Origin of the sequence: Saccharothrix syringae (genome assembly GCF_009498035.1) — a bacterium.
Classification (GTDB): domain Bacteria; phylum Actinomycetota; class Actinomycetes; order Mycobacteriales; family Pseudonocardiaceae; genus Actinosynnema; species Actinosynnema syringae.
Genome location: NZ_CP034550.1, coordinates 3,218,311 through 3,240,940, shown reverse-complemented (window position 1 = coordinate 3,240,940; position 22,630 = coordinate 3,218,311). Strand labels below are relative to the sequence as shown.

Genomic DNA, 22,630 nt, shown 5'->3' with positions numbered 1-22,630 from the left:
CTCGGTGGGTTACCGGGCAAGCCTTGCCGCTCTCACTTCTTCTTGATCTCGGCCAAGTGCCGATCAACGTAGACCTGCGCCAGGGCATCCGCTTGCCGGGCAAGCTCCTCAAGGTCAAAGGCACTCGGGTCATGTGTGTACACGGACAGCACTCGACCCCGGATGACAGAGCGGACGTCACCAGCCCCGACTTTGATGCCCGCCTTACGAAGCAGGACAATACGTTCATACCCAGTGGCGGCTTCTGACTCAGCATCTCTCTTACGACTTACCTGTGAACTCTTACGGCAGACCACCACAGAATCGAGGTTTGAAGCTTCGGCCCCATACTTCGTGACGCTTGTGGACATCTCCCCCTGTATCGGCTGCACGGCAGTCACGACAAAGCCGGCATCAGCCAGCGATTCGACGAGAGCCTTCCAACCACTCATCCGCGCCTGATGAAAGGTAAACGCCATCAGGCCAGTCGGCCGCAGAACACGAAAGCATTCACGCCACACCCTGGTGATGGCGGCGCCAAAGCCCTCCGGAGACGGACTCTGAACCTCGTTCTTACTACGAGTAGAAGACTGATCAACCGGATAACCTGCGTATGGTTGAATCTTCCGCAGCCAACTGTGGAAGAAGTCAGCAAGTTCAGAGTAGTGGACGTTGTCCATATATGGAGGATCTGTGATTACTAGATCAATACTGCCATCTCGCAACTTGGTCTCCGACGCATCGCCGGTCATCAAGAAGACAGTCGGCGATTGATCTCCAGTCGGCAACTGGTCGGTCGACGTCACGGCGAACGGGCGAGACAGTCCACCCAGCCGCTGAATCTTTTCCCCTAGAAGAACCTGATCAGTCGGAGATGTTTTGTACGCATGCGCGCGTTGCAACCGGCTCTTATAGAGGGTCGAGAACGAACCAGATGACGCCGGCGTCCCCCAAGGATGTGCCTCAAGAGGCGTGCGCTCAGGCTTCAAGATGTGATGGCTAAACATATGCCGCACAGCGCCCGTCCCTTCTCCTTTGAAGGAACAGAACATGTTGTTGAACTCGAGTACGCCAGAGAACAACGCGACCAGCGCTTCTCTCTCGAATCCGTCTTCGGCGACATCCCGTATGGCCGAGGCCAGAAGGCCAAGCGAATAGAGCTGGCGATCGTTGAAGAAGTCAACCCAATTCGTGAAGCCCCAAGACATCGCCTGCCGAGTGTTGACACCAGTCTCCAGACCGCCAGCGGGCACTACCAAAGTGTCCCTTTGAGCGTCGAGAAGACCAGTGCACTCGGAGTACAAAGCTCGATCCCAATCGGTGACCGGCTCGTAGCGCTTGCCTCCGTCTTTGTCCAATACCATTTTGGCGTACATCTCGTAGCCTGGACGTTGGCCTTGCAACGCCGCCAGCGGTTTTGTGACGCTTTGGCAATGAGGACAGGTGGCGGTCGAACGGCTCACTGCTCCTGCCCGTTCAACCGTGTGACCGTTGCGACACTCAACAGACTTGAAGTCGTACCTGCCCGGAATAACGTCGAGGCAGACAGGACAGACGATCTGAGCAGCCGGGACGCGCTTCGGGTACGCGTTCTGCGAAAAGACATGGCTCGAGAACAGGCGGATACTACGACCACACGCAGGATTCACACACGGCGCCGTCGCCACCCAGAAATAGTACAGAACCGTCTCGCCTGATTCCGCGCGATGGACCCTGTCCACCTCTTCCCGGCAAGCTTCCTCCACGGTTTTGTAAAGCTGCTCGAGTTTTCCGCTATCCCAGCGCAGCACGGCTTGGCGCTGCACCAATGTTGCTACAGGGTTGATGTCCGAGCCAACCGCAGAGGCTCCCATCTTGACAGCTTCGACGATTGTCGTCCCAGAACCCGAAAAGGGATCGAAGACAGACAGCTTAAGGCGTGCTGCCGAGCCGTACAAATTCAGCGCTTCCTCGGAAGTCTCCGTAACGGCAGACGCCAGGATGCCGCGAAAGACGCTGCCCAGACGCTTGGCCCACCATTTGTGGGTACTGGTGGCGGGACGAAAGACCTCTTTGCGCCACGACTCGTGCTCACCAAGCTTGCTGAACTCCACCGCGGGGAAGTCCGTTTCAAGCGCCGTAACCACCGGAACGGATCGGACGACGATCTCGTCCTGATCCGCAATTTCGGGCGCGATGTCAAACAAGGTCATTCGATCTCGCCGATCGTCAGTTGATCGTTCAAAAACTTTCCGGACATGGTAACACGCCCGGAATCCGCTCCGCGCATGCGATATGCGGAGAATGTGTGACGAGTACCGGCCGTCGGGTTGGGGCGAAGTGTTGTCGTGAGTTTGTTGCGCTCGAGGTCGAATGTATAGCTCGCAACGACATGGCTAGCCTCAGTGCGCTCCAGCTCTCCCACCTGCACAAGTCTGTCGTCATCCACTCGCACACTGGCGGGCACGATCAGCGTGAACTGGCCAGTCAGACCATCAGCCAATGCATAGGGCGTGGGAACAACATACATCTTGCGATCCCGTATGAGGAGGTCACCGTATGCGCCATTTCCCCGGAAGCTGTCGTTCAGATGCTCGTATTCATGATCAGCATTGAGAAGGTCCCCGTGGCACACAACGAGATCGAGCACAGGGAACGTCAACTCCGACGGGCTCTTCGGATAGCGACCGAAGACGTAGTAGACGGTTTTACCGTCGTGCCACCCACTTGGCATACGACTATTACTGTCAAAGTCCTTCACACGGCCCGGCGTTTCAAGCCCCTTGACCTCGAATCCTTCGGTCGCATCGACAAGGTTGAAGTCAGGGTAGGTGTTGCGCCCCGAAGGCACGCATGGGATTTCGGCGTCCTTCAGACGGTCTCCAACCCAGTTCTGAAAATGGAACTCCTTGTCTCTTCGACTTTCACGTTTGATCAAGACCCCTCGTTGCCGAGCGTCACAGCATGCAACGAATAGGTCTACGGAACGTGTCGAGATCTCCGAGTTCGTCATTCCCACCCAGCAGGCCGCTCTTGGACAGTCAACCCGAGTAGGTTACCTGCCGGCTCTCGCTCGCCGACGGCAACACCCAGGCACTGGGCTGCCTCAGTCGAGTCAGATGGATGACGCCACCGGCTGGACGCACAGGCCACCTCACCCTCTTACGCGTCGCGCACGCGCCGGGTTGTTGACGTCTACGCCATCGTGAGTGGCCGTTTCCGAGCTTGAGCTGGTGAGGGCCCTTTGGTGCGCAGACGGGGGAACTCCTGGTTGAGCTTCCCCCGGTAGCCCGGTGGCTTTCCAGGCATGATCCGATAGGGTCTGAAGGAAGCGTCCGTGGCACCACCGAAGAAGTACCCCGACGAGTTGAGGGCTCGTGCTGTCCGGTTGTACCGGGAGTCGGACCCCAAGCCGGTGATCCGGCGCCTGGCTGAGCAGTTGGGCGTGCACCCGGAGGCGTTGTGGAACTGGATCCGGCAGGACGAGGCCGACCGCGGCGAGCGGGACGACCGGCCCACCGCGGCCGAGTCGGAGGAGCTGCGCCGGCTGCGCAAGGAGAACGCGGAACTGAAGCGGGCCAACGAGATCCTCAAGGCCGCGTCCGCGTTTTTCGCGGCGGAACTCGACCCGACCCGGCGACGGTCGCGAAGCTGGTGGAGCAGCTTCGCGGCCGCTTCGGGGTCGAGTTCGTCCTCCGGGTCCTCGGTGTCGCCTCCTCCACCTACCACGGCTGGGTGGCCCGCCAGGCCGCCCCGTCCCGCCGCGAACGCGAGGACCGGGCGATCACCGCGGAGATCGCCGACATCCACATCGCCTCCGGCAGGACCTACGGCAGCCCGCGGGTCCACCAGATCCTGCGGCGTCGGGGTGTCCGCGTGTCGCGCAAGCGGGTGGGGCGGCTGATGCGCCAGGCCGGCCTGTAGGGCGCCTTCCTGCGCAAACAGTGGCGAACGCCGTCGACCGGGCGGGATCCGCGGTCCGCACCGGCCCCTGATCGGGTGAACCAGGACTTCACCGCGCTGGCGCCGGACCGGTTGTTGGATGACCGATGCGACCCGGATCCGCACCGGCGAGGGCGCCTTCTGGCTCGCGGCCGTGCGCGACGCCTTCTCCAACCGGATCGTGGGCTGGAAGACCTCCGACCGCTGCGACACCGACCTCGTGCTCGGCGCCCTGGAATACGCGATCTGGTCTCGCGACGTGCGCGACGGGCAGTTGATCCACCACAGCGGCCGCGGGTCGACCTACACGGCCTTCCGGTTTACGGAACGGTTGCAGGACAACGGAATTCTGCCGTCGATGGGTTCGGGCGGCGACTCGTACGACTGTGAGACTGGTAGTCGCTACCAGGCGGCCTGCCTTCTGCTTATGACTGACCCCGCAGGTTGGCTGTCCTTGCTGTTGATCTGTCGTCCGCCTGGTGGTGCACCACCCAGTGGTGCTGGCCGGACGGGCAGTGACCTCATAGCGCCTCTGTATGTCAAGTGGTGGTGCCCATGGAGGCTTGTTGATCTTTGAGGATCTGTCGGCAGACGACGTTGGCCAGGCGGCGTTTGAGTGCCCGGCGGGCTTCTGCGGGTGTCTTATCCTCGCTGAGTTTCCGCTGGTGGTAGATGCGGCCGGGGCCGGGGTCGCGGGCTTGGACCACGGCCATGGTGTGCAGGACGGAGTTGAGTTGGCGGTTGCCGCCGGTGTTGAGGCGGTGGCGGACGCGGTTGCCGCTGGAGGCGTCCAGGGGTGCGGTGCCGGTGTAGCTGGCGAAGTGCCCGGCGGTGGGGAAGCGGGTGGCGTCGCCGATGTGGCCGAGCAGTTTCGCGGCCAGCACAACGCCGATGCCGTGCAGGGTGGGCAGGGTGCTGCCGGCGGAGGCCAGGGCGTCGCGGGTGTGGGCCTCGTTGGTCTTGATCTGTGTGTCGAGGCGACGCAGGTCGGCGAGCAGCTCGCGGGCCAGGTCGCGTCGGCAGGCGTCGGTGGCGGTGGCGGGCCGGACCCGGCGCAGCAGGGCCGCGGCCTTGTCGGCGGACAGGTCGGTGTCAGCGCCGCCGGGGACGAGCTCGCGCAGCAGTTGGTGCAGTCAGTTGAGTACGCGGGTGCGTTCGTGGGCCAGCTCGTCGCGGCGTTCGGACAGCAGCCGCGGGATCGTGGTCTGGTCCTCGGGGACGATCTGCCGCAGGGCGGGGTGGTGCAGGGCTGCGTGGGCGACCGATGCGGCGTCGGCGGGGTCGGTCTTGCGTCCTCCGCCGGTGTTCAGCAGCCGGGCGCGCATGGCCAGGGTGGCCGGGACGTCCACGACGTGTTCGCCGGCGGTGGCCAGTTGTTGGGCGATGCCGCGGCCCAGGCCGTGGGCTCCCTCGACGGCGAAGCGCCGCTGCGGCCAGGTGGCCGTCCAGGCGGTGAGTTGCCGGAAGGTGCCGGCGTTGACCACGAACCGGCGCGTGGCCAGGCACGTGCCGGCGGCGTCGACGGCGACGGCGGTCAGGGAGGATTTGTGCGGGTCGATTCCGATGACGATCACGACGGGCAAGCTCCGGATGTCCAGTGCGGCAGGGGGGTTGCGTCGTGGTGGGCATCCTGACTTGCAGTCACGTCACGCCTCTGTCGAGCCACACCACGACGGGCGTCGGCCGGCGCGGCACGCTATGAGTGAGCCAACCCGATCGGGTGGCGAGGAGCCTGCGAACCTGTGCCGGCCGACGCCCTGGACGCTACGAGATCGCGAATCCCGCGCGTCTGTGGGTGATTCAACAAGTCAGGAGCCTGATCGCAGCAGGTCCCGTCACAGTCCCGTCCACCCGACCGGCCGGCGTCACGAACCCCGTGTCCCCGGCCTTCGAGGTGGAGCCCGCAATGCCCAGTGTGAAGCGCGATCCCCGGTTGCGTCGAGCCGTCATCGGCGTCGACACCCACAAGCACGTCCACGTCGCCGTCGCCCTGGACGACATCGGCGGACGCCTGGACGCCCGTTCCTTCGCCGCCGACCAGGACGGCTACCGGCAGCTGTTGGACAGGGCCGCCGGCTTCGGCGCGAAGCGGCTCGTGTTCGGCATCGAGGGCACCGGCTCCTACGGCGCCGGCCTGGCCTCCGCCGTGCGGCGCCGCGGCCTGGGCGCGGTCGAGGTGCTGCGCACCGACCGCCGCGACCGCAGATTGCGCGGCAAGAGCGACACCATCGACGCCGAGAACGCCGCCCGCGCCGTGCTCAACAACACCGCCACCGCAGTACCCAAGACCAACGACGGCACGGTCGAGATGCTGCGTCAGATCAAGGTCGCCAAGGACGTCGCGGTCAAGGCCCGCACCTCCGCCATGATCACCCTCAAAGCCGTGCTCGTCACCGCCGACCCCGAACTGCGCGAACAACTCCAACCACTGACGAAGACGGCGCTGATCCACCGCCGCGCCGGCCTGCGTCCCGGCACGGTCGACAGCGTCACCTCAGCGACCAAACACACCCTGCGCGCCATCGCCCGCCGGTGGCAGCACCTCGACGAGGAGATCAAGGCCCACGAGGCGTTGCCGGGCGAACTCACCACCCGGCTGGTGCCACAGCCGGTCGACGCGTTCGGCATCGGCGCCGACACCGCCTCCGAGATGCTCATCGTCGCCGGCGACAACATCGACCGCGTCCGCTCCGAACCGGCCCGGGCACGGCTGTGCGGCGTCGCCCCGATCCCGGCGTCCTCCGACATGGCCCACCGCCACCGACTCAACCGCGGCGGACACCGCCAGGCCAACGCAGCCCTCTACCGCGCCGTCATCGTCCGCATGCGCCTCCACCAACCCACCATCACCTACGTCGCCCGACGAACCACCGAGGGCAAGACCAAGCCTGAGATCATCCGCTGCCTCAAACACCTACTGGCCAGGGAAATCTGGGCATTACTACGACCGCTGCGCAGCACCGCCACCAACGTGGCACAGGCCGCTTGACAACTATAGGAGCGTCAACGCCGTCGCCCAGTCGTTCTTCGCCACCATCAAGACCGAACTGCTCGACCGGCGGCCCTGGCCCACCAGGACCAGTGCGCACAAGGCGATCTTCGAATACATCGAGGGCTGGTACAACACCCGCCGCCTGCACTCCAGCCTCGGCTACCTCAGCCCCACCACCTACGAAGCCACCTGACACCGCCCGGCGGACCAGGTAGCCTGACCACACTCATCGACCTTGTTCGTCAAAACGGGTCAACTCCAGGTCCCATGCCTTGAGACGACATGCGGCTGCCAGGTTCGGAACCTCCCGGGGTGTCGTAACACGCTACGGATTCCGAAGTAACGATCAAAGATCCTCTGGTTCAGGGTTCAGTCGTCAGGTGACCGCGAAGGCGGTCCTGGCTTGTATGACGTTATGACGCCTTCACATGACCGCGGAGTTCGCCGCAGTGCCAGTCCGCGAGGAAACGGTCCGTTCCCGGTCGGCGGTGGCGTGCTATCGATCGGCATTTTGGCACGGTGTCGGTACCGCCACTCCGCGGCCCCTAATGTCGCGATCTTCGCGGAGGCCCAGGAAATCAGTCGCCTTGCTTCAGGGTAATCAAGCAGCGAACGGAGCGGCAGGGCGGTACGGCGAGGGTGACAGATTGGCTGTTCGTCCTCCATAGCCCGGATGACCGTGTGGTCGCCGAGCCGCGCGGCGTCGACATGGCACGGGGTGACCGTGTGCGGATCCAGTGTGGCCAGTAGTCGGTTGTGCCACTCGAGGGCGAAGCGTAGGCAGTTGGCTTCGCTGCGGTGGGTGGAGTGCAGCCGGGCAGATGGCGGCCGCGCAGGCTCCATGATGCCGAGTCGCTGGAGGTGATCGTGTCGGCGTATCGGGCCAGGCCGAGGATTTTGGTGCCGAAGGCGTGCAGCTTGTAGGTGCGTGCTGCCAGTGAGCGGACGATCTGTTCGACCTTGGTGGTGTGGTGGCGGCGGTTGTCGCGACACTGGTCGTGTCCCGATGTGAGTGTGTCCCGTGTAGGTAACTTGGCAGTGGCTCTCGACGCAGTGTGCGGCGAGCCATGGCGTGATGACTGGGTTAGTGAGGTCTCGTGCGTGCCAGATGGACAACAAATATCATGCCGACAACTAGCACGAATGTAGCCAAAACGTATGTGACAACGGCGGCGAATACACCATTCATATCCCCAAACTGATTGTAGGTAGCGAATGCCATAGTGAATGCAATTATCAACCCGAATGCCCATTTGGAAAGACGTTCGACGGCTCGCTCGCGATCCACCTTGCTCATGACGGCCATCCTGAACCGCGTTAAGTACAAGTAGCTGATCGATCCGGCGACAATTTGGGCAACAACCGTCCCCCATGCATAGAGTTCTGCGTGCTTCACTTCTGGTACCGACTTGACGATGTCGTGAATGGCATTGGAGATGAAGAACGCGACGACAGGAACGATGATGACTGCGATCAGCCATCGAAGATTCCTGGCCACGGACACCATGTCTGGATCTGGGGTGACAGACGCGCTGTTTACCGCATCGATCGTCAACGCTACCGAGTAGAACAGCAGCATTGCCGATATAGCGAACACTATGCCAGCGAAATTCTCTAGTATTGCCAGCCTAGCCAGGGATGCGGCAAGGCCGGCGATAACGGCGTAATTGAAGCTCGTGAGGATCAAACCAAGCAGTGTCATGACGAGGACTCGCGCGGCAGAGGAAAAGTCCGCTGGACCGGCCGACCCTGGGATGGTGAGGCGGGCCGTCAGCAACAAGATCAACGCAGTAAACGCGAAGCCAGCCAAGACGCCAGCAAACTGGGAGTACAACCCCGCCGCAGGAACTATGTTGAATACTGGCTCTGTCCTGCTCATTGCCACCTCCGCCAAGGAGACCGTCTACCTGCACGCAACACGTGGATACCCTAGCAGCCACTTCGATGCCTACGATTGTTCTCGGATCGAGAAGCGCAGTCTGAGGGGCATGTCCTGGCCATGCGGCCAGATAGACTCTAAACAAGGCCGATTTCCCGGAGAAATCGACTCGGCCCGGCGGGATCGGGACGCCCACTTGCCCATTCCACAAATCCTGAGTAGAAGATCCGCACCTCGTCTCTCGCTCGTGTGACCGATACGTAGAACTTGCGTCGGTCTTCATTGAGTTGCGTTGGGGCGTTGAACGACCTGAAGTCGGGCATCCGCTTTTCATCTGCTCCCAGGATGAGCACCACGTCGAACTCGAGCCCTTTGCTGGAGGTCATGGTGGTGACCTCGACCCGGTCGACTTTCCTCGCTCGTTCGGCCAGTCCGGTGATCGTCAGGTCTTTGAGAGCCCCGGATATGAGCTCCTGACGCATCTTGCCGACCTCGGCCGCCTCGTCAGATTGTGACGGTCGGGACAGCCCTTGGGCGAGCCCCAAGTCAAGCAGGTCCGCCAGGAGTTGATGGGCGCCATCGTGCGTCTTGTACTCGTAGTCGAGCAGCAGTTCGGTCAGTGCGACGTCCTTCTCGCGGGTCCAGGACAGGCCGAGCAGTTGACGCCATCGCTGGTGGATGGCGCCGAGGCGGTAGTTGCTCAGCTCGCGACCGAGAGCCGCCCATGCCGCGCATGCCTCGACGAACGACGTGGCTTGTGTCAGCCGGTACTCGCTGCCGCGGACGAAGGCGGGCACCCCGGCGTTGCGGAGGGCGTCGGTGACGTCACGGCACTGGCTGTTGTGTGGGCAGATGACCACGATCTCGTGCAGTGGCACACCTCGGCCGATCGCTGTCCTGACCGTTGTGACGGCGCGGCGGCATTGGTCGGCGAATCCGCCTGGGCAGCGGGTCGCTGACACTTCTCCGCCCTCGCGGCTGGGGATCACCTCTCGCTCGCCGCGTTGGATGAGGTTGGCGATGCGGATGATCTCGGCGCCGCAACGGTAGTTGTGTTCGAGGTGGACGGGGTGCACCCCTGGCAGGGCGGCCAGTTCGGTCAGGAGTTCCGGTCGGCTGCCGGTCCAGCCGAAGACCGCTTGTTCGGGGTCCCCCACTGCGAACAGCTGGGCCTCGTGGGTGTCGTCAAAGCACAGAGCACGGACAAGCCGGTCGAGTCCCGGCGCGAGGTCCTGGTACTCGTCGACGTAGAGGTAGGGGTAGCGGGCGGCGAGCACCCGGCGTACAACCTCATGGTCTTCGACGAGTTCCACGGCGATGCGTACCACGTCGTCGAAGTCGATGAGACCTTGCTCGCGCAGGAGGGACCCGTAGAGGCGTCCTGCTTCTAGGATTCCTTCGCCGCTGCGGAGCCACGCCTCTTCGGGGGAGAGTCGGCGGCGGTGGAATTCGATGGTGGACCGGATGTTGCGTTGGTCTTCTCGTCCGCCGAAGACCGTGTCGATGGCCTGGGCGTAGGCCGCGGTCTGTTGCCGGTCGCCGGCGATGGAGGCGTGGGCCAGTTCGGGGCGGTCGGTGAGGGCGGCGAAGGGGGCGATGACGCGACGCAGGGCGAAGCTGTGGACCGTGCCGACGACCAGCGTGGAGCGGTTGGGCACGCCGAGCCCGTCGAGGCGTCGTCGCAGTTCGGCCGCGGCGGCGTTGGTCAGCGTGATGCAGGCCGCGCCGTGTGGTGGTGGGATTTTGTTGAACAGGTCGTAGGCGAGGCGTGTGGTGAGCAGCTTGGTTTTGCCGCTGCCGGGTGGCGCGAGCACCACGCAGTGCCCCTGCTGCTGGAATGCCTGCCACTGTTGGGGATTCTCGCGCAGTTCGCGGATCGACCGCGTCAGCGTGCCCATCACTGTGCCAGGTAGGACAGCGCGCGCAGCACGTAATCCGGCGCGTGCAGCCTGTGCTGTGACAGGCGGTGGGCGTAGCGTCCCTTACCCCCCACTTTGTCGATCATGTCGATGAACGAGTCCTGCGTGGGCGGGGTCGCCCCCCAGGCGTCGATCGCGGCCCCGGTGTTGCGGGTGCCCAGTGCACGCAGGACAGCGAAGCAGGGTTCACGGTTTGTCGGATGAGCGGCGAGCAGGTCGTACTCGAACGTCGTGGTGCCGACGAAGATGCCGTGTGTCTCTGGGGCACCCGACTCCCCCAGGGCGGTGACGAGTCGTTGGGCGCGTGTGATCCCGGCGTCCTCGGCGTCACCGTCGGTGATGACCGCCCATGGGATGCCCAGCGCCTGGCAGAAGCGCACGTAGGTCTTGAAGTGCGTACCGTGGATGGCGCAGATCGTGATGCCCAGCTTGTCCAGGTCCATCCCGGCGGCTTCGGCGAGCTGTGGCACCAGGACCTGTTCGGCGTATCCCTCCACGAGCAGGACGCGGCGCGCGAAGACCAGTTCGGCGCGTGTGGCGTCGAGGTAGCGGGAGATGTCGTCCCACTCGGCATCGCCGAGCTCGGCGGTGTGGGCGGCGGCTGCCTCGGTACGTCCGTCGACGTTGCGCAACACCACCAGGCTACGTGGTGAGGCGACGCTGGCGATGTGCGGGGACTGGGTGGTGACCAGTACCGATCGGGCGGTGCGGTCGTCGGTGAGTAACCGTCGGAAGAGCAGGCGCTGCATGTGGGGGTGTAAGTGTGCTTCGGGCTCTTCGACGGCCATCACCACGTGCGCGATGTCCAAATCGCGCAGGCGCTGTTCCATGCCGAGTTCCAGCAGCGCGAAGTACAGCACGTTGAGGGTTCCGACGCTGGTGGTGCTCAGGTGTCGGTGGGCCGTGCCGTCGACGAACAGCCGCATGTTGCGGATCAGACGTAGTGGGTCGTCCGGGGCGACGGCGAGTTCGGTCTGGAGTGCCTGGTTGACGCCGACGATGTCGGTGATGCGCTCGCTGATGCTGCTGCCGACCTGCTTGACCTCCTCCAACTGGTTGACCTTGTCGTTGGCCTCCTTCATGGCTTCACGCACGACACCGAGGTCGTCCTCGCTGACAGTGTCGGCCGCTGCTTCCAGTAGTACGCGCAGTGGGGACCGGCGCCAACTGTTGAGGTCGGTCTCGACGTCACGCAGGGCGTGCAGGAACACCAGGTAGAGATAGCCGCGTAGGTCACTGGCCAACTGGAGGTCGTCGTTGTCGCCGCCGAAGACGATCGCGCGGTACTTCACCTTCCCGTCCGCTTCGTCCGTCCCGGTGTCGACGGGCGCGAACCGGTAGGTCAGACGGGCCCTCATGGGTTGCTGCTGCACCAGCGCGTCGCTCAACGCCGTCAGCACCGCGATCTCGTGATCGAAGTCGACCAGGTCCACGGAGATCTCGATGACCTCGCGAGCGGCCATCGGGTCCCAGTCGTCCGCGCCGTCGGACAGCCCGTCCCAGAAGTCCTCGCGCCTGAGGTGGCGATCCGAGCCCGACAGTGTCGGGTCCAGCACCAACCGCACGGCATGAAGCAGGTTGCTCTTGCCGGCGCGATTCTCGCCGACGATGACTGCACCAGGCTGAATCACAAGATCGACATCAGCGAGATTCCGGAAGTTCTTGACCCGGACATGATCAATGCGCAACGACTCGCTCCGCGTATGTAGTGGGGACGTCACGGCGAACCGCAATTATGCGGATCGACTCCCTCCGTCTGACGCGTCATCAAACCAGACCCGCCCGGCGGCACCAAGCACGACACACCGCCGGATGCAGCCACTCACCAAACAATCAGTACCACTCGACTACCTTCCGCGACACGGGTGCTGACCAGTCAGTTTTCCAACCATTGACACAACGCTCGCTCATCAGCGTTATGATTGCCAGGTTGTTCCACATGATTCACAGCTGACATGGCCGCGGAAGGACCGATGAGCATCCACACCACAGTCGCCGAGGGCGACACTTTCTCACCGCGTCCAGCATGACCGCTAACGCGAAGCTGGCGGTGTTGATCGACGCGGACAACACCCGCCCCGGCGTGGCACAGGCGCTACTGGCCGAGGTCGCCAAGTACGGCACCGCGCACGTCAAGCGCGCCTACGGCGACTGGACCGGCCCCAACCTCAAAGGATGGAAGGAGCAGCTGCTGGCCCGGTCGATCCAGCCGGTGCAGCAGTTCGCCTACACCGCCGGCAAGAACGCCACCGACGCCGCCATGATCATCGATGCCATGGACCTGCTCTACACCGACCGCCTCGACGGCTTCTGCGTGGTCTCCAGCGACAGCGACTTCACCCGCCTCGCCGCCCGCCTACGAGAATCAGGACTGACCGTCTACGGCTTCGGCGAACGCCGCACACCCGCCCCCTTCGTCGCCGCCTGCGACAAGTTCATCCACCTCGACAACCTCACCACCGACACCACCCCCGAAGGGCCGGCTCTCCCCACCGCAACGCCGACCGCGCCGTCACCCCAGCACGACACCACCCTGCACACACTGCTCAACCAAGCAGTCGACGCCATCTCCGACGAGGACGGCTGGGCACCCCTGGCCCGCGTCGGCCACATCATCACCACCCAACACCCCGACTTCGACCCCCGCACCCACGGCCACACCAAACTCGCCAACCTCGTCGAAGCCACCACCCACTTCGACGTCGACCGCCGCCAACCAGACCAAACCAAACCCCCCGTCGTCTACATCCGCCGACGCACACCATCACTCAGCACCCACACCAACTCCAACCCGAGCGATACAGATGAACCCACAAACGCCGAACACCGCACCATAAGCTAGGAAAATTGAGCAGCATGCCTACCGCGAAAAGAAGCGATCGAAGACTTTTTCCTCAGTTATTCCGCAGCTAGCGAAGCCTCGACAACCGAGCACTGCCTGTGGTGACCACCTCGCCTGCACCCAAGCTACGTATGCGGTCACCACGTTCCACCAGCCGTCAGCAGCGCCGTTTACCGCCGCTACCTGCGGTTTCGTGCCATTGAGCGCAGTTGGAGAACGTTCGGAAGAGCCCTACTGCGTCAACGTAGATCAACAACTACTCTGACCTGCGGAAACAAGACTCCACCACATGCCATGGGTGCAGTTGAACGCAGTTTGGAGCAGTCCAGCGCCATTGGATGCCGCCAGTGGCTCCCAAACTGCTCCCACAGCAGTGCTCCCACGACGTACACCACACCCGGTACGCAATACCTCGCCCACAACCCGACCACCACGAGCAGCACCGGCCCCGATATCGGTGCTGCACCACAAAGTGACCAACAGACAGGTCCTCCTCAAAAGTTCTTCGACGAGCACCACACCGCCCCTGACCTTCCGATCCCCACCGGTCCAGGAGAGGCGGTGCCACGCTGGCCGTCATCATGGCGGTCGTCGAAAGGCGGGGTTGCGCGATCCTCACCGGTCCCGCAGGGCCGGTGCTGCTTCGGCGATGTCGTCCGACAGCGCGACGTCCCGGTAGTTGCGATCCTCACCGGTTCCGGAAGGCCGGTGCTGCACGTCGGTGTCCGCTCCGGCGTCGCCAGCGTCAACACGTTGCGATCCTCACCCGGTCCCGGAGGGCCGGTGCTGCGGCCCCAGGGGCACCCAGTGCCCGGCCGGGTCGGTGGTTGCGATCCTCACCGGTCCCGGAGGGCCGGTGCTGCATGGCGCAGGTCGAGACGGCGCTGACGCTGGTCCAGTTGCGATCCTCACCGGTCCCGGAGGGCCAGTGCTGCACGGGCGAGGGCCCGAAGCCACGGGTCTCGCGGATTGCGATCCTCACCGGTTCCGGAGGGCCGGTGCTGCACGGGCGAGGGCCCGAAGCCACGGGTCTCGCGGGTTGCGATCCTCGCTGGCCCCGGAGGGCCAGCGCTGCGGCGCCGCCCCGATTTACTATCGCACACGCAGGAAGTTGCGATCCTCGCTGGCCCCGGAGGGCCAGCGCTGCGCATACAACTGCGTGTAACTGCTTGTCAAGCTGCATCGTTGCGATCCTCGCTGGCCCCGGAGGGCCAGCGCTGCAGTACCGCGGCGAGCGTCCACGCCAAGTTGGAAGCGTTGCGATCCTCGCTGGCCCCGGAGGGCCAGCGCTGCGAGCTGGCCGCCGGCCGCGACGCGGTGTGGGACCGGGTTGCGATCCTCGCTGGCCCCGGAGGGCCAGCGTCTGCGGTCGCCACGACCGCCGTGACGACGAGGGCCACCCACCGGTCTGCGCCCTGTTCGACAACTCGCCGATGCTGCCCACGGGTTCACCGCGGTGAACCCGTTCCTGCAGGGACTGGGCGGAAAGCTCGCCGAACGGTGGGTCACCGCACTCGTCCTGCCTGGCGCGCTGTTCGTCGTCGCGGTCGTGTGTGCGATCCGGCTCGGCCACCACAACGCACTGGACGTCGTACGAGTCGGCAACGACATCGTCTCGGCGTTCCCCCGACTGCCTCTCGCGGTCGCCGCCGTCGGCATGCTGCTCGGCGCGGCGGCCGCGGCGTTCACAGCGCAGGCGCTGGGTACGCTCGTGCAGGCGGTGTGGGTGAAGCCGTGGCGGGGACCAGCGGCCTGGCTGGCCCGCCTGGTGGTCGCGGTACGCGGGTGGCGGTTCGACCGAGCCGCCGCCAAGGCAGGAGTGGACCCGGTACCCGCATACCGCCCGCAGCGAGCCACCTGGATCGGCGAGCGGTTCCGCCTGCTCGACACCCGCGTTGCGGCGCAGTACCAGGGCCTGCGCCTGGGCCCGCTGTGGCCGCGACTGTGGCTGCTGGTGCCAGAATCGGCCCGACTGCCGGTGCAGACCGCCGAGATCAGGTTCCACTCGTCCACAACACTCACCGGCTGGGGGGTGCTCTACGGGGCGCTGGGTCCGAGCTGGTACCCAGCGGCGGTCATCGGTTTCGCCGTGGCCGTGGTCGGCTGGCGCCGGTCCCGTGCCGGAGCTGCCGCGCTCACCGAACTGATCGAAGCAACCGTCGACACTCACCTTGACGTACTCACCACCTCCCTCGGCGCCCCCCTGCCAGCAACGGGCCTGACCCGCGACCTGGCCGCGCGGATCAACGATCGGTTCACCAAGGGTGAGTAGGCGCTGCAGCTCCGGCTGCGGCTCGACCAACCGACCGCTTTGCTCGAACCAGCACTCGGTCCAGGGGTCACTCCACCGTCCTCACGTTGATCAACCCCGTGTTTGGCCAGGTGGATGGATCCGAACACCGGCCAGAGGATCCATGAAACGACGAGTCAAGGTGTCTTTGAGCGGCGTGGTCGACCTCGAAGAACGTCCCGAGACCAAAGGGTTTTCGCAGTATCTGACCTGCGAAAACCCTTGTGGTCGTCAGAACATCAGGATTCGAACCTGCGTCAAGTGACCAGAGTTCTCACCGGCAGCAAGAGTTCTGTGGTCGCGACAACTCCCGCACCGGCACAGTTTGATCGCCAAGGCCGGACTGTACGGTGAATTCGCAGGTCAGAGCCGTAATGCCGACTTTCGGTGTCCCCAGGGCCGCAACAACGGAGCACCGGTGATCCGATGCTCATGATCGTCCCGTCGAACCGCACTGCGGCGACCATCCGCTTCTGCGCCCTGCAGGACGTGCGGGTACTGCGCGGCACCTGTCGAGCAGGCGCAGACCCAACGGAGTGATGAGGTGGCTCGCAGCATTGGCGCGGCGGTGCGTGGTGGTCAAGCCGGCGTTGCGGAGCACGCTGGTGTGGTGGCTGACCGTAGCCGGTGAGATGTCGTTGAGCTTCGCCAGCCCTGCCGTGGTGTTGGCGGCCAGCGTGGAGCGCAGGATGGCGGCCCTGGTGGGGCCCAGCAGGGCACCCAGGTCGCCGCTGGTGTTGTGGTGGGCGGCGAAGCGGAACTCGGGGCGGACGGGGAAGACGAGGACCAGGCGCATCGCCGAGTCCGTCGAGGCGACCGGGTGGTGGGAGCCGAAGTAGCAGGGGACGACCAGCAGGCCGCGGCCGTCCAGGTGCACTTCGCGGTCGACGGTGAGCACCGGTGGACGCCATCGCATCAGTGGCTCGAACCCGCCAGCAGGCCATCCGCTCCGTACCTCAAGTAGGTGTGCAGGCGATCGGCGCGTTCGTCACCGAGAGCCTGCTCGATGGTCCGCCGATGCGGCTCGACGACCTCCGTGACGTAGGTGTGCAGCGCCGTCCGCAGCCACCTCAGCGCCCGGCGATCCCCGCGTGCCAGGTCGTCGAGCCAGGCCGTCGCTCCGGTCGTCTCCCACAACCGGTCGATCTCATCCAGCAGTCGTGCCGGCGAGGTGAACGGGACGACGTCCGCGCCGGTGTCGGGATCCGGCAGGTCGAGCCCCGGCGTGAGCAAGTCGGGCAAGCGGGCCGCGAACGGGGCCATCGCCGTCAACGCCCGAACAGCCTCGAACACCTTCCTGTCCATCGCCACCAAATCGCGCACGTACCCGCGCTACCAGCTGAAGTGCACTGCGCCCTCGTCGTGCCGGAGCAACTGGACGCTGCTCACCACCTCCCACATCAGGTTCGTCTCCGTCTCCACCCTCGTACGCCCGAGGTCGGTGCCGGTGAAGTGGATGCGTAAAACAGGCACAGCGTCCCCCGGATCGTCGCCCGTCCTCGCGGCGCCCGGATCAACGCCCCCTCTCCTATCGACATAAAACCTGCGCCGGAGATACACAACACGATTGTGGATCACCCGATCAGCGCAGCCGGAGGACGATATTTGACCATGTTCGAATCACGCCACCGTGAGCCGTTCCGACTGTCAGGATCACCTGGCGAGCACGATAGCCGTATCCACAACGTGTTCTTGTGCCGACATAAAGGGGAAAAATGGCGAAGAGGAAATTCGCGCTGTTCGCATCGGCTGCTGCAGTCGCGGCGCTGTTGACGATGACGCTGTCCGCACCCGCGTCCGCCAGCAGTTCCGCGTCGGACGCGCCGGCCGACCGCTATGCGGGCGGGCCGGCCACCACCGCAGTCGACGCCGAGTTCAACCAGGCGGTGGCGGGCACGCCCCCGTCCGGCCTGCCGTGCGTCTCCACGACCGGCGCCACGGCCTGCTTCGAAGCGAACGGCGACAAGTGGTGGGTGCGTGACACAGCGGCGGACAGCGCGTCGGCGGAAGCGTTCTGGGAGAACTACCGCGGTGGTTCCCTCTACCGCACCGGTGTCTGCCGCAACAGCCTCGGCAACGGCAAGTGGGGCGTGTGCAACAAGAACTACTACGAGGACAGCGGTCTGCGCTGGTCCGCATGCGTCTACGACGCCTCGGCGGGCACTCTCATCCGTTGCTCCCAGTGGTACCCGTAGCACCACGGTGATCTGAGAAACCAGGTGTGGTTCCCGGTTGTGCACCGGGAACCACACCTGTCGTTCAGCCACTACGAGCGGCATCCAATGCTCTTGACGCGTATGTAGGCCGCGGGCGATGCCTCGTGCGGCAGTTGGCCGTGCCACCTGATCACCTGACCCGTATCGCTCGAACCTCCCGACAGGTGGATTTGATTCGCAGCCTGCATACGGTGCCGGATTCGGCGGGGAGCAGTCGCTGTGTCATCCGTGCCCGATGCAGAGGAAGGTCCGGCGTAGCGGGTTTCCAGCATTGATGGTGGCGACCGCTCGGGCCGGGGACTCGCCCCTGGCGATGGCCACGTGGAACTCGCGCACCGCGTCGGCGCCGGTGTCGATGCCGGTGCGTGCCGCCGCGACCACGACGGTGCGCACGCCGGCCTTGATCAAGCCGCCGGCGAAGCCGAGCATCTCGGCGCCGGTCCCGGCTTGTCCGCCCTGGAGGTCGGCACCGTCCAACAGGACGATGTCCGGCGGTTGTTTGAGGTCGCCGATCTCGTGGGCGTGGACCGCGCGGTCGTGGAGCCGCACGGTGGAGAAGGCCGTGTTCTCGGGCTGGTGCTCGCTGGACGCGGCGAGGTGGACCAGCGCCGCGTTGTCCATCGCGGAGAGCACGTCGTCCGCGATGGCGCGTTCGTTCGCGAGCAGGTCGACCCGGTGGTGGTGTCGCAGTGGTCGTGTCACGTCCGGTGTCGACTTCGGGCCAGCGACGACGACCACCCGGCCGCCCCCGCGTCGACCGTCGTCGTGCCGCTCCACCCAGGCCGTCGCGGAGGGCGCCACCACCACCGCCCGCCCTTGTAGTGAAGGCAGCGTCGACCAGGGCAGGACGTGGAGCACGCCGGTGGGCAGAACGACGAGGTCCCGGTCGGCGATCCGGTCCGCCAGGGGTTCGAGCAGCACCTCGTCCAACCGGGCCGCCCGGCGACGGGCCGAGGCGGCGATGACGTCGACCAGGTATCCGGGCAGGTCATCGGGTGCGATGGCGTCGAGGTCGGCGTGCAGCCCCCGGACGTCTTCGAACGACCGGGCGGCGTCGCCGAGGCGTATGACGGTCGCGGTGTGGTCGACAAGGACGACGGCGAGCAGACCGTCCCACGCCTCGGTGAAGGCGACCAGCGCTCGTGCGCCGAGACGCGTCGCGAGGTGCTGCGGTGCGACCGGGTCGTGGGCCTGCTCCACCCAGCCGAGGAGAGCGGCTTCGCGCCGCATCCGCGCCAATCGCCGATGCAGGGCGTCCCATGTCGGGTCGGCGCGCGATGTCGTGCCGATGGCACGGGTCAGGAAACGGATTTGGGTGAGCCTGTCGGTGAGCGCGGGGTGCAGCGCGGCACGCGTCGGCACTTGGCGCGCCACGCCGGCGCGGGTCCGCTCGGTGACGTCCAGGACCTGCCAGGGATCGAGGGCGCTGGACACCAATCGCGAGGTGAGAGCTGTCAAGCGGCGGTCGTGCACGTCCAGCAGGGGACGGCAGAGCACCGGCCCCGCAGACCGGTCGATCCCCTCCAGAGCCGCCCGCGCCTCGGCCAGCGCCCGTGACGGCTCTCCCCGGGCTACGAAGAGTTCGATGCGACACAGCGCGCGGAGTATCACGATGTCGATCGGCGCGCCCTCCTCGCGCTCGTGCTCGTCGAGGGCTTCGGTCGCCGCGCGCAGATCGCCTCCCGCGATCCGCAACCGCACGACGAGCAGGCGGGCCACGACCGCGGCGTCGTGGAACCCGCAGCGGTCCAGTTCGGCGGCGACCGACAGCTCCTCGCTCCCCGGGATCCACCGGTGCCCTGCCGCGGCTGCCGCGGCAGCCGCGGCAGCCGCGGCAGCCGTCAGCCGAACCAGTGCGCTGACGGCGGCGGGTTCGCCGCGGCCGTGGGTCGAGAACACGTGTCGTGCCCGACCGGCGAGCCGGAGGGCCTGGTTGTGATTGCTTTTGACCAGGGCGGCGATCGCGAGCTGGTGATCGGCCTCCGCGGCCTCCAGGTGCGTGAAGTCGGGGCGGTGGAGGGCGAGCACGGCTTCCGCCTGGGAGGCCAGCCCTGCGGCGAGCAAGGTCGCGGCGCGATCCAGCGCTATCCCGTTGGTGGTGCCGGGCAGCCGCCGTCCCAGAAGGTCCGCGGCGTGCCCGAACTGGCGCAGCGCCGAGGGCAGGTCGCCGACGAGCCGATACGCGGTGCCGAGGTTGCGCAGCATGCGCCCCAGGGTGAGGTCGTACTCACCTCTCCTCATCCCCTCGGCCGCGACGGTGGCGAGGTTGACGATCTCGTCCTCAATCCACTCGCGTGCCACGTCGGGTTCATGCGGCCGCGTGGCGGTCGCCGGCAGCCAGTCGAGCGACGACCAGGTCACCTCCGGTCCGACCATGGCCTCCACCGCCAGGCCGCTGAGGTGCAGGTAGTGGTCGAACAGCCGGGAGAACGCGATGTGCGCGGCGCTCGGGTCCATGTCGGCGGCCAGTCGCCGCGCGTGGTTGCGCAGCAGGTCGTGCATGCGGAAGCGCTGGTCGTGTACCTCTTCGATCAGGTGCACCCGCGCCAAGCCGTCCACCAGGTCCTCGGCTTCCCCGACGGTCACCCCGGCGAGCGCGGCCAGCGCGGTCGCGTCGAAGTCCCGCCCGGGGTGCAGGCCCAGCAATCGGAACGCGGCGGCGCGGTGCTCGTCCAACTGGCGGACGGACCAGGAGATGACCGCCGCCACGTCGCTCTCGCCCCCGTCCCCCAGCTCCCCCGCCAACTGGCGCAGCGTGCTGCGCGGGCGGGCAACGGCCGTCTCCGCGACCACCCGCAGGGCGAGCGGCAGGTTGGCGCACCGGTTGACGAGTTCGACGGCGTCCGCGGGGTGCTGCCGCACCCGGTCCCCGAGCGAGTCGCTCAGCATGGTCAGCGACTCCTCCAAGGTCAGGACCCCCAGGTCGACCTTGCGGGCGCGGTAGCGGACGCGCAGTTCGGGCAGGCTGTCCCGACTGGTCACAAGGACGAAGCAGCTTGGGCTCGCCGGCAGCAGCGGCAGCACCTGGGCGGCGTCGCGGGCGTTGTCCAGCAGCACCAGCACGCGACGTCCGGCCAACGACGACCGGTACAGCGCGGCTCGTTCGTCGAGGTCGGCCGGCACCGCGGTGACGCCCAACGCGCGGAGGAACCCGGCAAGGGCCTCGCCAGCCGACACGGGCGGCTGCGCGTCGTACCCCCGCAGGTCCACGTACAGCTGCCCATCGGGGAACCGGTCCCGCACGTCGTGGGCCCAGCGGACGGCGAGCGCCGTCTTGCCGACCCCCGCCGTTCCTGCCAAGGCGGAGATGACCGCGGCACCGCTCCCGTCCTCGAGCATCCCGTCCAGGGCTTCCTGTTCCTGGATGCGTCCGACGAATCCGGCTACGGGCAGGGGCAACTGCCGAGGCGCCCGCCACGAGGAACCGGGCGACTCGACCGTGACCGCGACACCGCCCCTGATGTCGCGGCCCTGCACCACAACGCACTTACCGCCGTCGCCCGTGACCACGTTCCGGTGCTCCGCGACCTCCCCGGTCAAGCAGCCTCCCGAAGCCCGGCGCCACAGTCCGTCATCCGACGACGGTAGTGCAAGCGCCTACCGGTCGCGAAGGACGGAGAGCAGGTCGAAGCACCAGGTGACGCGACAGCACGAGGGCGCCCCGCGGTCAACCGGCAGAACGGCGCCAACCTTGTCCAGAGCACAGAACCCGCAACCTCGAGGCAACCGAACAGGACCGATCCGGACCTGTACAGCTCAAGACACCGTCAGTACGGATAGACAAGGACTATCACTGAAGAAAGCAAGCACCGCACCCGACGCGGCTACAGGCAACGCGATACAGTGTTGTCGCACATCACGAGTCGCCTTCAGTCCAGCTTGAAGAGACGACCCCTTGACCAACCCATATGTTGCAGACTCAACCCCCAGAGTTGCCCAAATCATGGCCTGACCTGCGAAAACACTAAATTGGCAGGTGGCGACGGTGCAGTTGAATGCACTTCATCACGATTCACTCCGGTTCATTCTCCTTGAATCCTCCCAATCGCCTCCCATCTTCCTCCCACCACGGTCTTATGTCGACCGCTACGGCCGTCGAACACATGTGCACTCGTCAAGTAGTTGGCCTTCACTGGAGCTGGGCACTTCGGCGGTACGGCCATACCCGTCGCGCCGCTCGCAGACCGCGTAACTACGCCGCCCTGGGCCCGAGGCACCGGCAGTCCTTGGCGGCCTGATCAACGAGTACGAACCCACTGCCGCCTAACCGCAGGTCAGACCATGTGGCCGACTATTGGCACCCCACACGGTGTCCGCGAGCCAACGCCTACGTCGAGCGGTTCGTCAGCACCGTCCGACGCGAAGCCACCGACCGACTGCTCATCCTCAACGAACACCACCTACGTGCGGTCCTGGACCGCTACGCGACCCACTACAACCACCGCAGACCACACCAAGCTCTACAACTCACACCACCACGACCAGACCAGCCGATCGCAGAGCCGGGCTGTACCTCGATACGCCGCCAGCCGGTTCTCGGTGGCCTGATCAACGAGTACGAACCCACAGCCGCTTAACCGCAGGTCAGACCA

The 22,630-nt window shown here is 65.6% G+C and carries 17 protein-coding genes and 2 pseudogenes; 9 read left to right on the top strand and 10 right to left on the bottom strand.

Annotated features, from left to right (window positions below; all coding sequences use genetic code 11):
* Nucleotides 1–32: 32 nt before the first annotated feature.
* Nucleotides 33–2,171, bottom strand: a complete 2,139-nt coding sequence (locus tag EKG83_RS14810; protein ID WP_084717150.1) for an SAM-dependent methyltransferase — start codon at nucleotides 2,169–2,171, stop codon at nucleotides 33–35.
* Complete coding sequence (locus EKG83_RS14805; protein WP_211269309.1) at nucleotides 2,168–2,896, bottom strand: hypothetical protein; 729 nt, start codon at nucleotides 2,894–2,896, stop codon at nucleotides 2,168–2,170. Before EKG83_RS14805 ends, EKG83_RS14810 begins: the two co-directional genes overlap by 4 nt.
* A 399-nt stretch (nucleotides 2,897–3,295) precedes the next feature.
* Between EKG83_RS14805 and EKG83_RS49580 the strand changes: the two are divergent.
* From EKG83_RS49580 to EKG83_RS14790, 3 genes and pseudogenes are all read left to right on the top strand, one after another.
* Nucleotides 3,296–3,511 (top strand): annotated as a pseudogene (locus EKG83_RS49580) (transposase); the annotation flags it as partial.
* Between the two features lie 101 nt (nucleotides 3,512–3,612).
* Nucleotides 3,613–3,882: an IS3 family transposase gene (locus EKG83_RS47750; protein WP_170191974.1), complete on the top strand. Its 270-nt coding sequence runs from the start codon at nucleotides 3,613–3,615 to the stop codon at nucleotides 3,880–3,882.
* Nucleotides 3,883–4,000: 118 nt separating this feature from the next.
* Complete coding sequence (locus EKG83_RS14790; RefSeq protein WP_153278105.1) at nucleotides 4,001–4,477, top strand: DDE-type integrase/transposase/recombinase; 477 nt, start codon at nucleotides 4,001–4,003, stop codon at nucleotides 4,475–4,477.
* Here the strand turns inward: EKG83_RS14790 and EKG83_RS47745 are convergent.
* A complete protein-coding gene (locus EKG83_RS47745) occupies nucleotides 4,440–4,802 on the bottom strand; it encodes an IS110 family transposase (RefSeq protein ID WP_228122871.1) in 363 nt (120 codons plus the stop codon). The two genes, EKG83_RS14790 and EKG83_RS47745, sit on opposite strands and share 38 nt — an antisense overlap.
* Before the next feature lie 231 nt (nucleotides 4,803–5,033).
* Complete coding sequence (locus EKG83_RS47740) at nucleotides 5,034–5,474, bottom strand: IS110 family transposase (protein WP_211269311.1); 441 nt, start codon at nucleotides 5,472–5,474, stop codon at nucleotides 5,034–5,036.
* 332 nt (nucleotides 5,475–5,806) lie between these two features.
* On the opposite strand from EKG83_RS47740, the gene EKG83_RS14780 reads away from it, so the two are divergent.
* The gene (locus EKG83_RS14780; protein ID WP_153278104.1) at nucleotides 5,807–6,889 is read left to right on the top strand and encodes an IS110 family transposase; all 1,083 of its coding nucleotides are present in this window, start codon (nucleotides 5,807–5,809) and stop codon (nucleotides 6,887–6,889) included.
* Nucleotides 6,890–6,905: 16 nt separating this feature from the next.
* Nucleotides 6,906–7,085: pseudogene (locus tag EKG83_RS47735) on the top strand (IS3 family transposase); the annotation flags it as partial.
* Between the two features lie 891 nt (nucleotides 7,086–7,976).
* On the opposite strand, the gene EKG83_RS14765 reads toward EKG83_RS47735, so the two are convergent.
* From EKG83_RS14765 to EKG83_RS14755, 3 genes are all read right to left on the bottom strand, one after another.
* Nucleotides 7,977–8,771 (bottom strand): hypothetical protein, encoded by a 795-nt coding sequence (locus tag EKG83_RS14765; RefSeq protein WP_153278103.1) that lies wholly within the window; start codon nucleotides 8,769–8,771, stop codon nucleotides 7,977–7,979.
* Between the two features lie 137 nt (nucleotides 8,772–8,908).
* Nucleotides 8,909–10,669, bottom strand: a complete 1,761-nt coding sequence (locus EKG83_RS14760) for an ATP-dependent helicase (protein ID WP_033435360.1) — start codon at nucleotides 10,667–10,669, stop codon at nucleotides 8,909–8,911.
* Entirely contained in the window at nucleotides 10,669–12,378 is a 1,710-nt protein-coding gene (locus EKG83_RS14755; RefSeq protein WP_033435361.1) for an ATP-dependent nuclease, read from the bottom strand. Before EKG83_RS14755 ends, EKG83_RS14760 begins: the two co-directional genes overlap by 1 nt.
* A 338-nt stretch (nucleotides 12,379–12,716) precedes the next feature.
* On the opposite strand from EKG83_RS14755, the gene EKG83_RS14750 reads away from it, so the two are divergent.
* Both EKG83_RS14750 and EKG83_RS14745 read left to right on the top strand, forming a co-directional pair.
* Nucleotides 12,717–13,532 carry an NYN domain-containing protein gene (locus EKG83_RS14750; RefSeq protein ID WP_063741534.1) on the top strand — a complete coding sequence of 272 codons (816 nt, stop codon included), beginning with the start codon at nucleotides 12,717–12,719 and terminating at the stop codon, nucleotides 13,530–13,532.
* Between the two features lie 1,456 nt (nucleotides 13,533–14,988).
* Nucleotides 14,989–15,804, top strand: a complete 816-nt coding sequence (locus tag EKG83_RS14745; protein ID WP_033435337.1) for a hypothetical protein — start codon at nucleotides 14,989–14,991, stop codon at nucleotides 15,802–15,804.
* A gap of 448 nt (nucleotides 15,805–16,252) precedes the next feature.
* Here EKG83_RS14745 and EKG83_RS14740 read toward each other — a convergent pair whose 3' ends face one another.
* Together EKG83_RS14740 and EKG83_RS14735 are read right to left on the bottom strand one after the other, a co-directional pair.
* The gene (locus tag EKG83_RS14740) at nucleotides 16,253–16,720 is read right to left on the bottom strand and encodes an ArsR/SmtB family transcription factor (protein ID WP_170191966.1); all 468 of its coding nucleotides are present in this window, start codon (nucleotides 16,718–16,720) and stop codon (nucleotides 16,253–16,255) included.
* A gap of 17 nt (nucleotides 16,721–16,737) precedes the next feature.
* Nucleotides 16,738–17,145 carry a hypothetical protein gene (locus EKG83_RS14735; protein WP_033435339.1) on the bottom strand — a complete coding sequence of 136 codons (408 nt, stop codon included), beginning with the start codon at nucleotides 17,143–17,145 and terminating at the stop codon, nucleotides 16,738–16,740.
* A gap of 392 nt (nucleotides 17,146–17,537) precedes the next feature.
* Here EKG83_RS14735 and EKG83_RS14725 point away from each other — a divergent pair, with 392 nt between their 5' ends.
* Nucleotides 17,538–18,017, top strand: coding sequence for a hypothetical protein (locus EKG83_RS14725; protein ID WP_051766937.1), 480 nt, complete (start codon nucleotides 17,538–17,540; stop codon nucleotides 18,015–18,017).
* A gap of 243 nt (nucleotides 18,018–18,260) precedes the next feature.
* On the opposite strand, the gene EKG83_RS14720 is transcribed toward EKG83_RS14725, so the two are convergent.
* Nucleotides 18,261–21,578: a CHAT domain-containing protein gene (locus tag EKG83_RS14720; protein ID WP_051766938.1), complete on the bottom strand. Its 3,318-nt coding sequence runs from the start codon at nucleotides 21,576–21,578 to the stop codon at nucleotides 18,261–18,263.
* A gap of 743 nt (nucleotides 21,579–22,321) precedes the next feature.
* Between EKG83_RS14720 and EKG83_RS14715 the strand changes: the two genes are divergently transcribed.
* Nucleotides 22,322–22,615, top strand: coding sequence for an integrase core domain-containing protein (locus tag EKG83_RS14715; RefSeq protein WP_211269296.1), 294 nt, complete (start codon nucleotides 22,322–22,324; stop codon nucleotides 22,613–22,615).
* Nucleotides 22,616–22,630 lie beyond the last annotated feature (15 nt).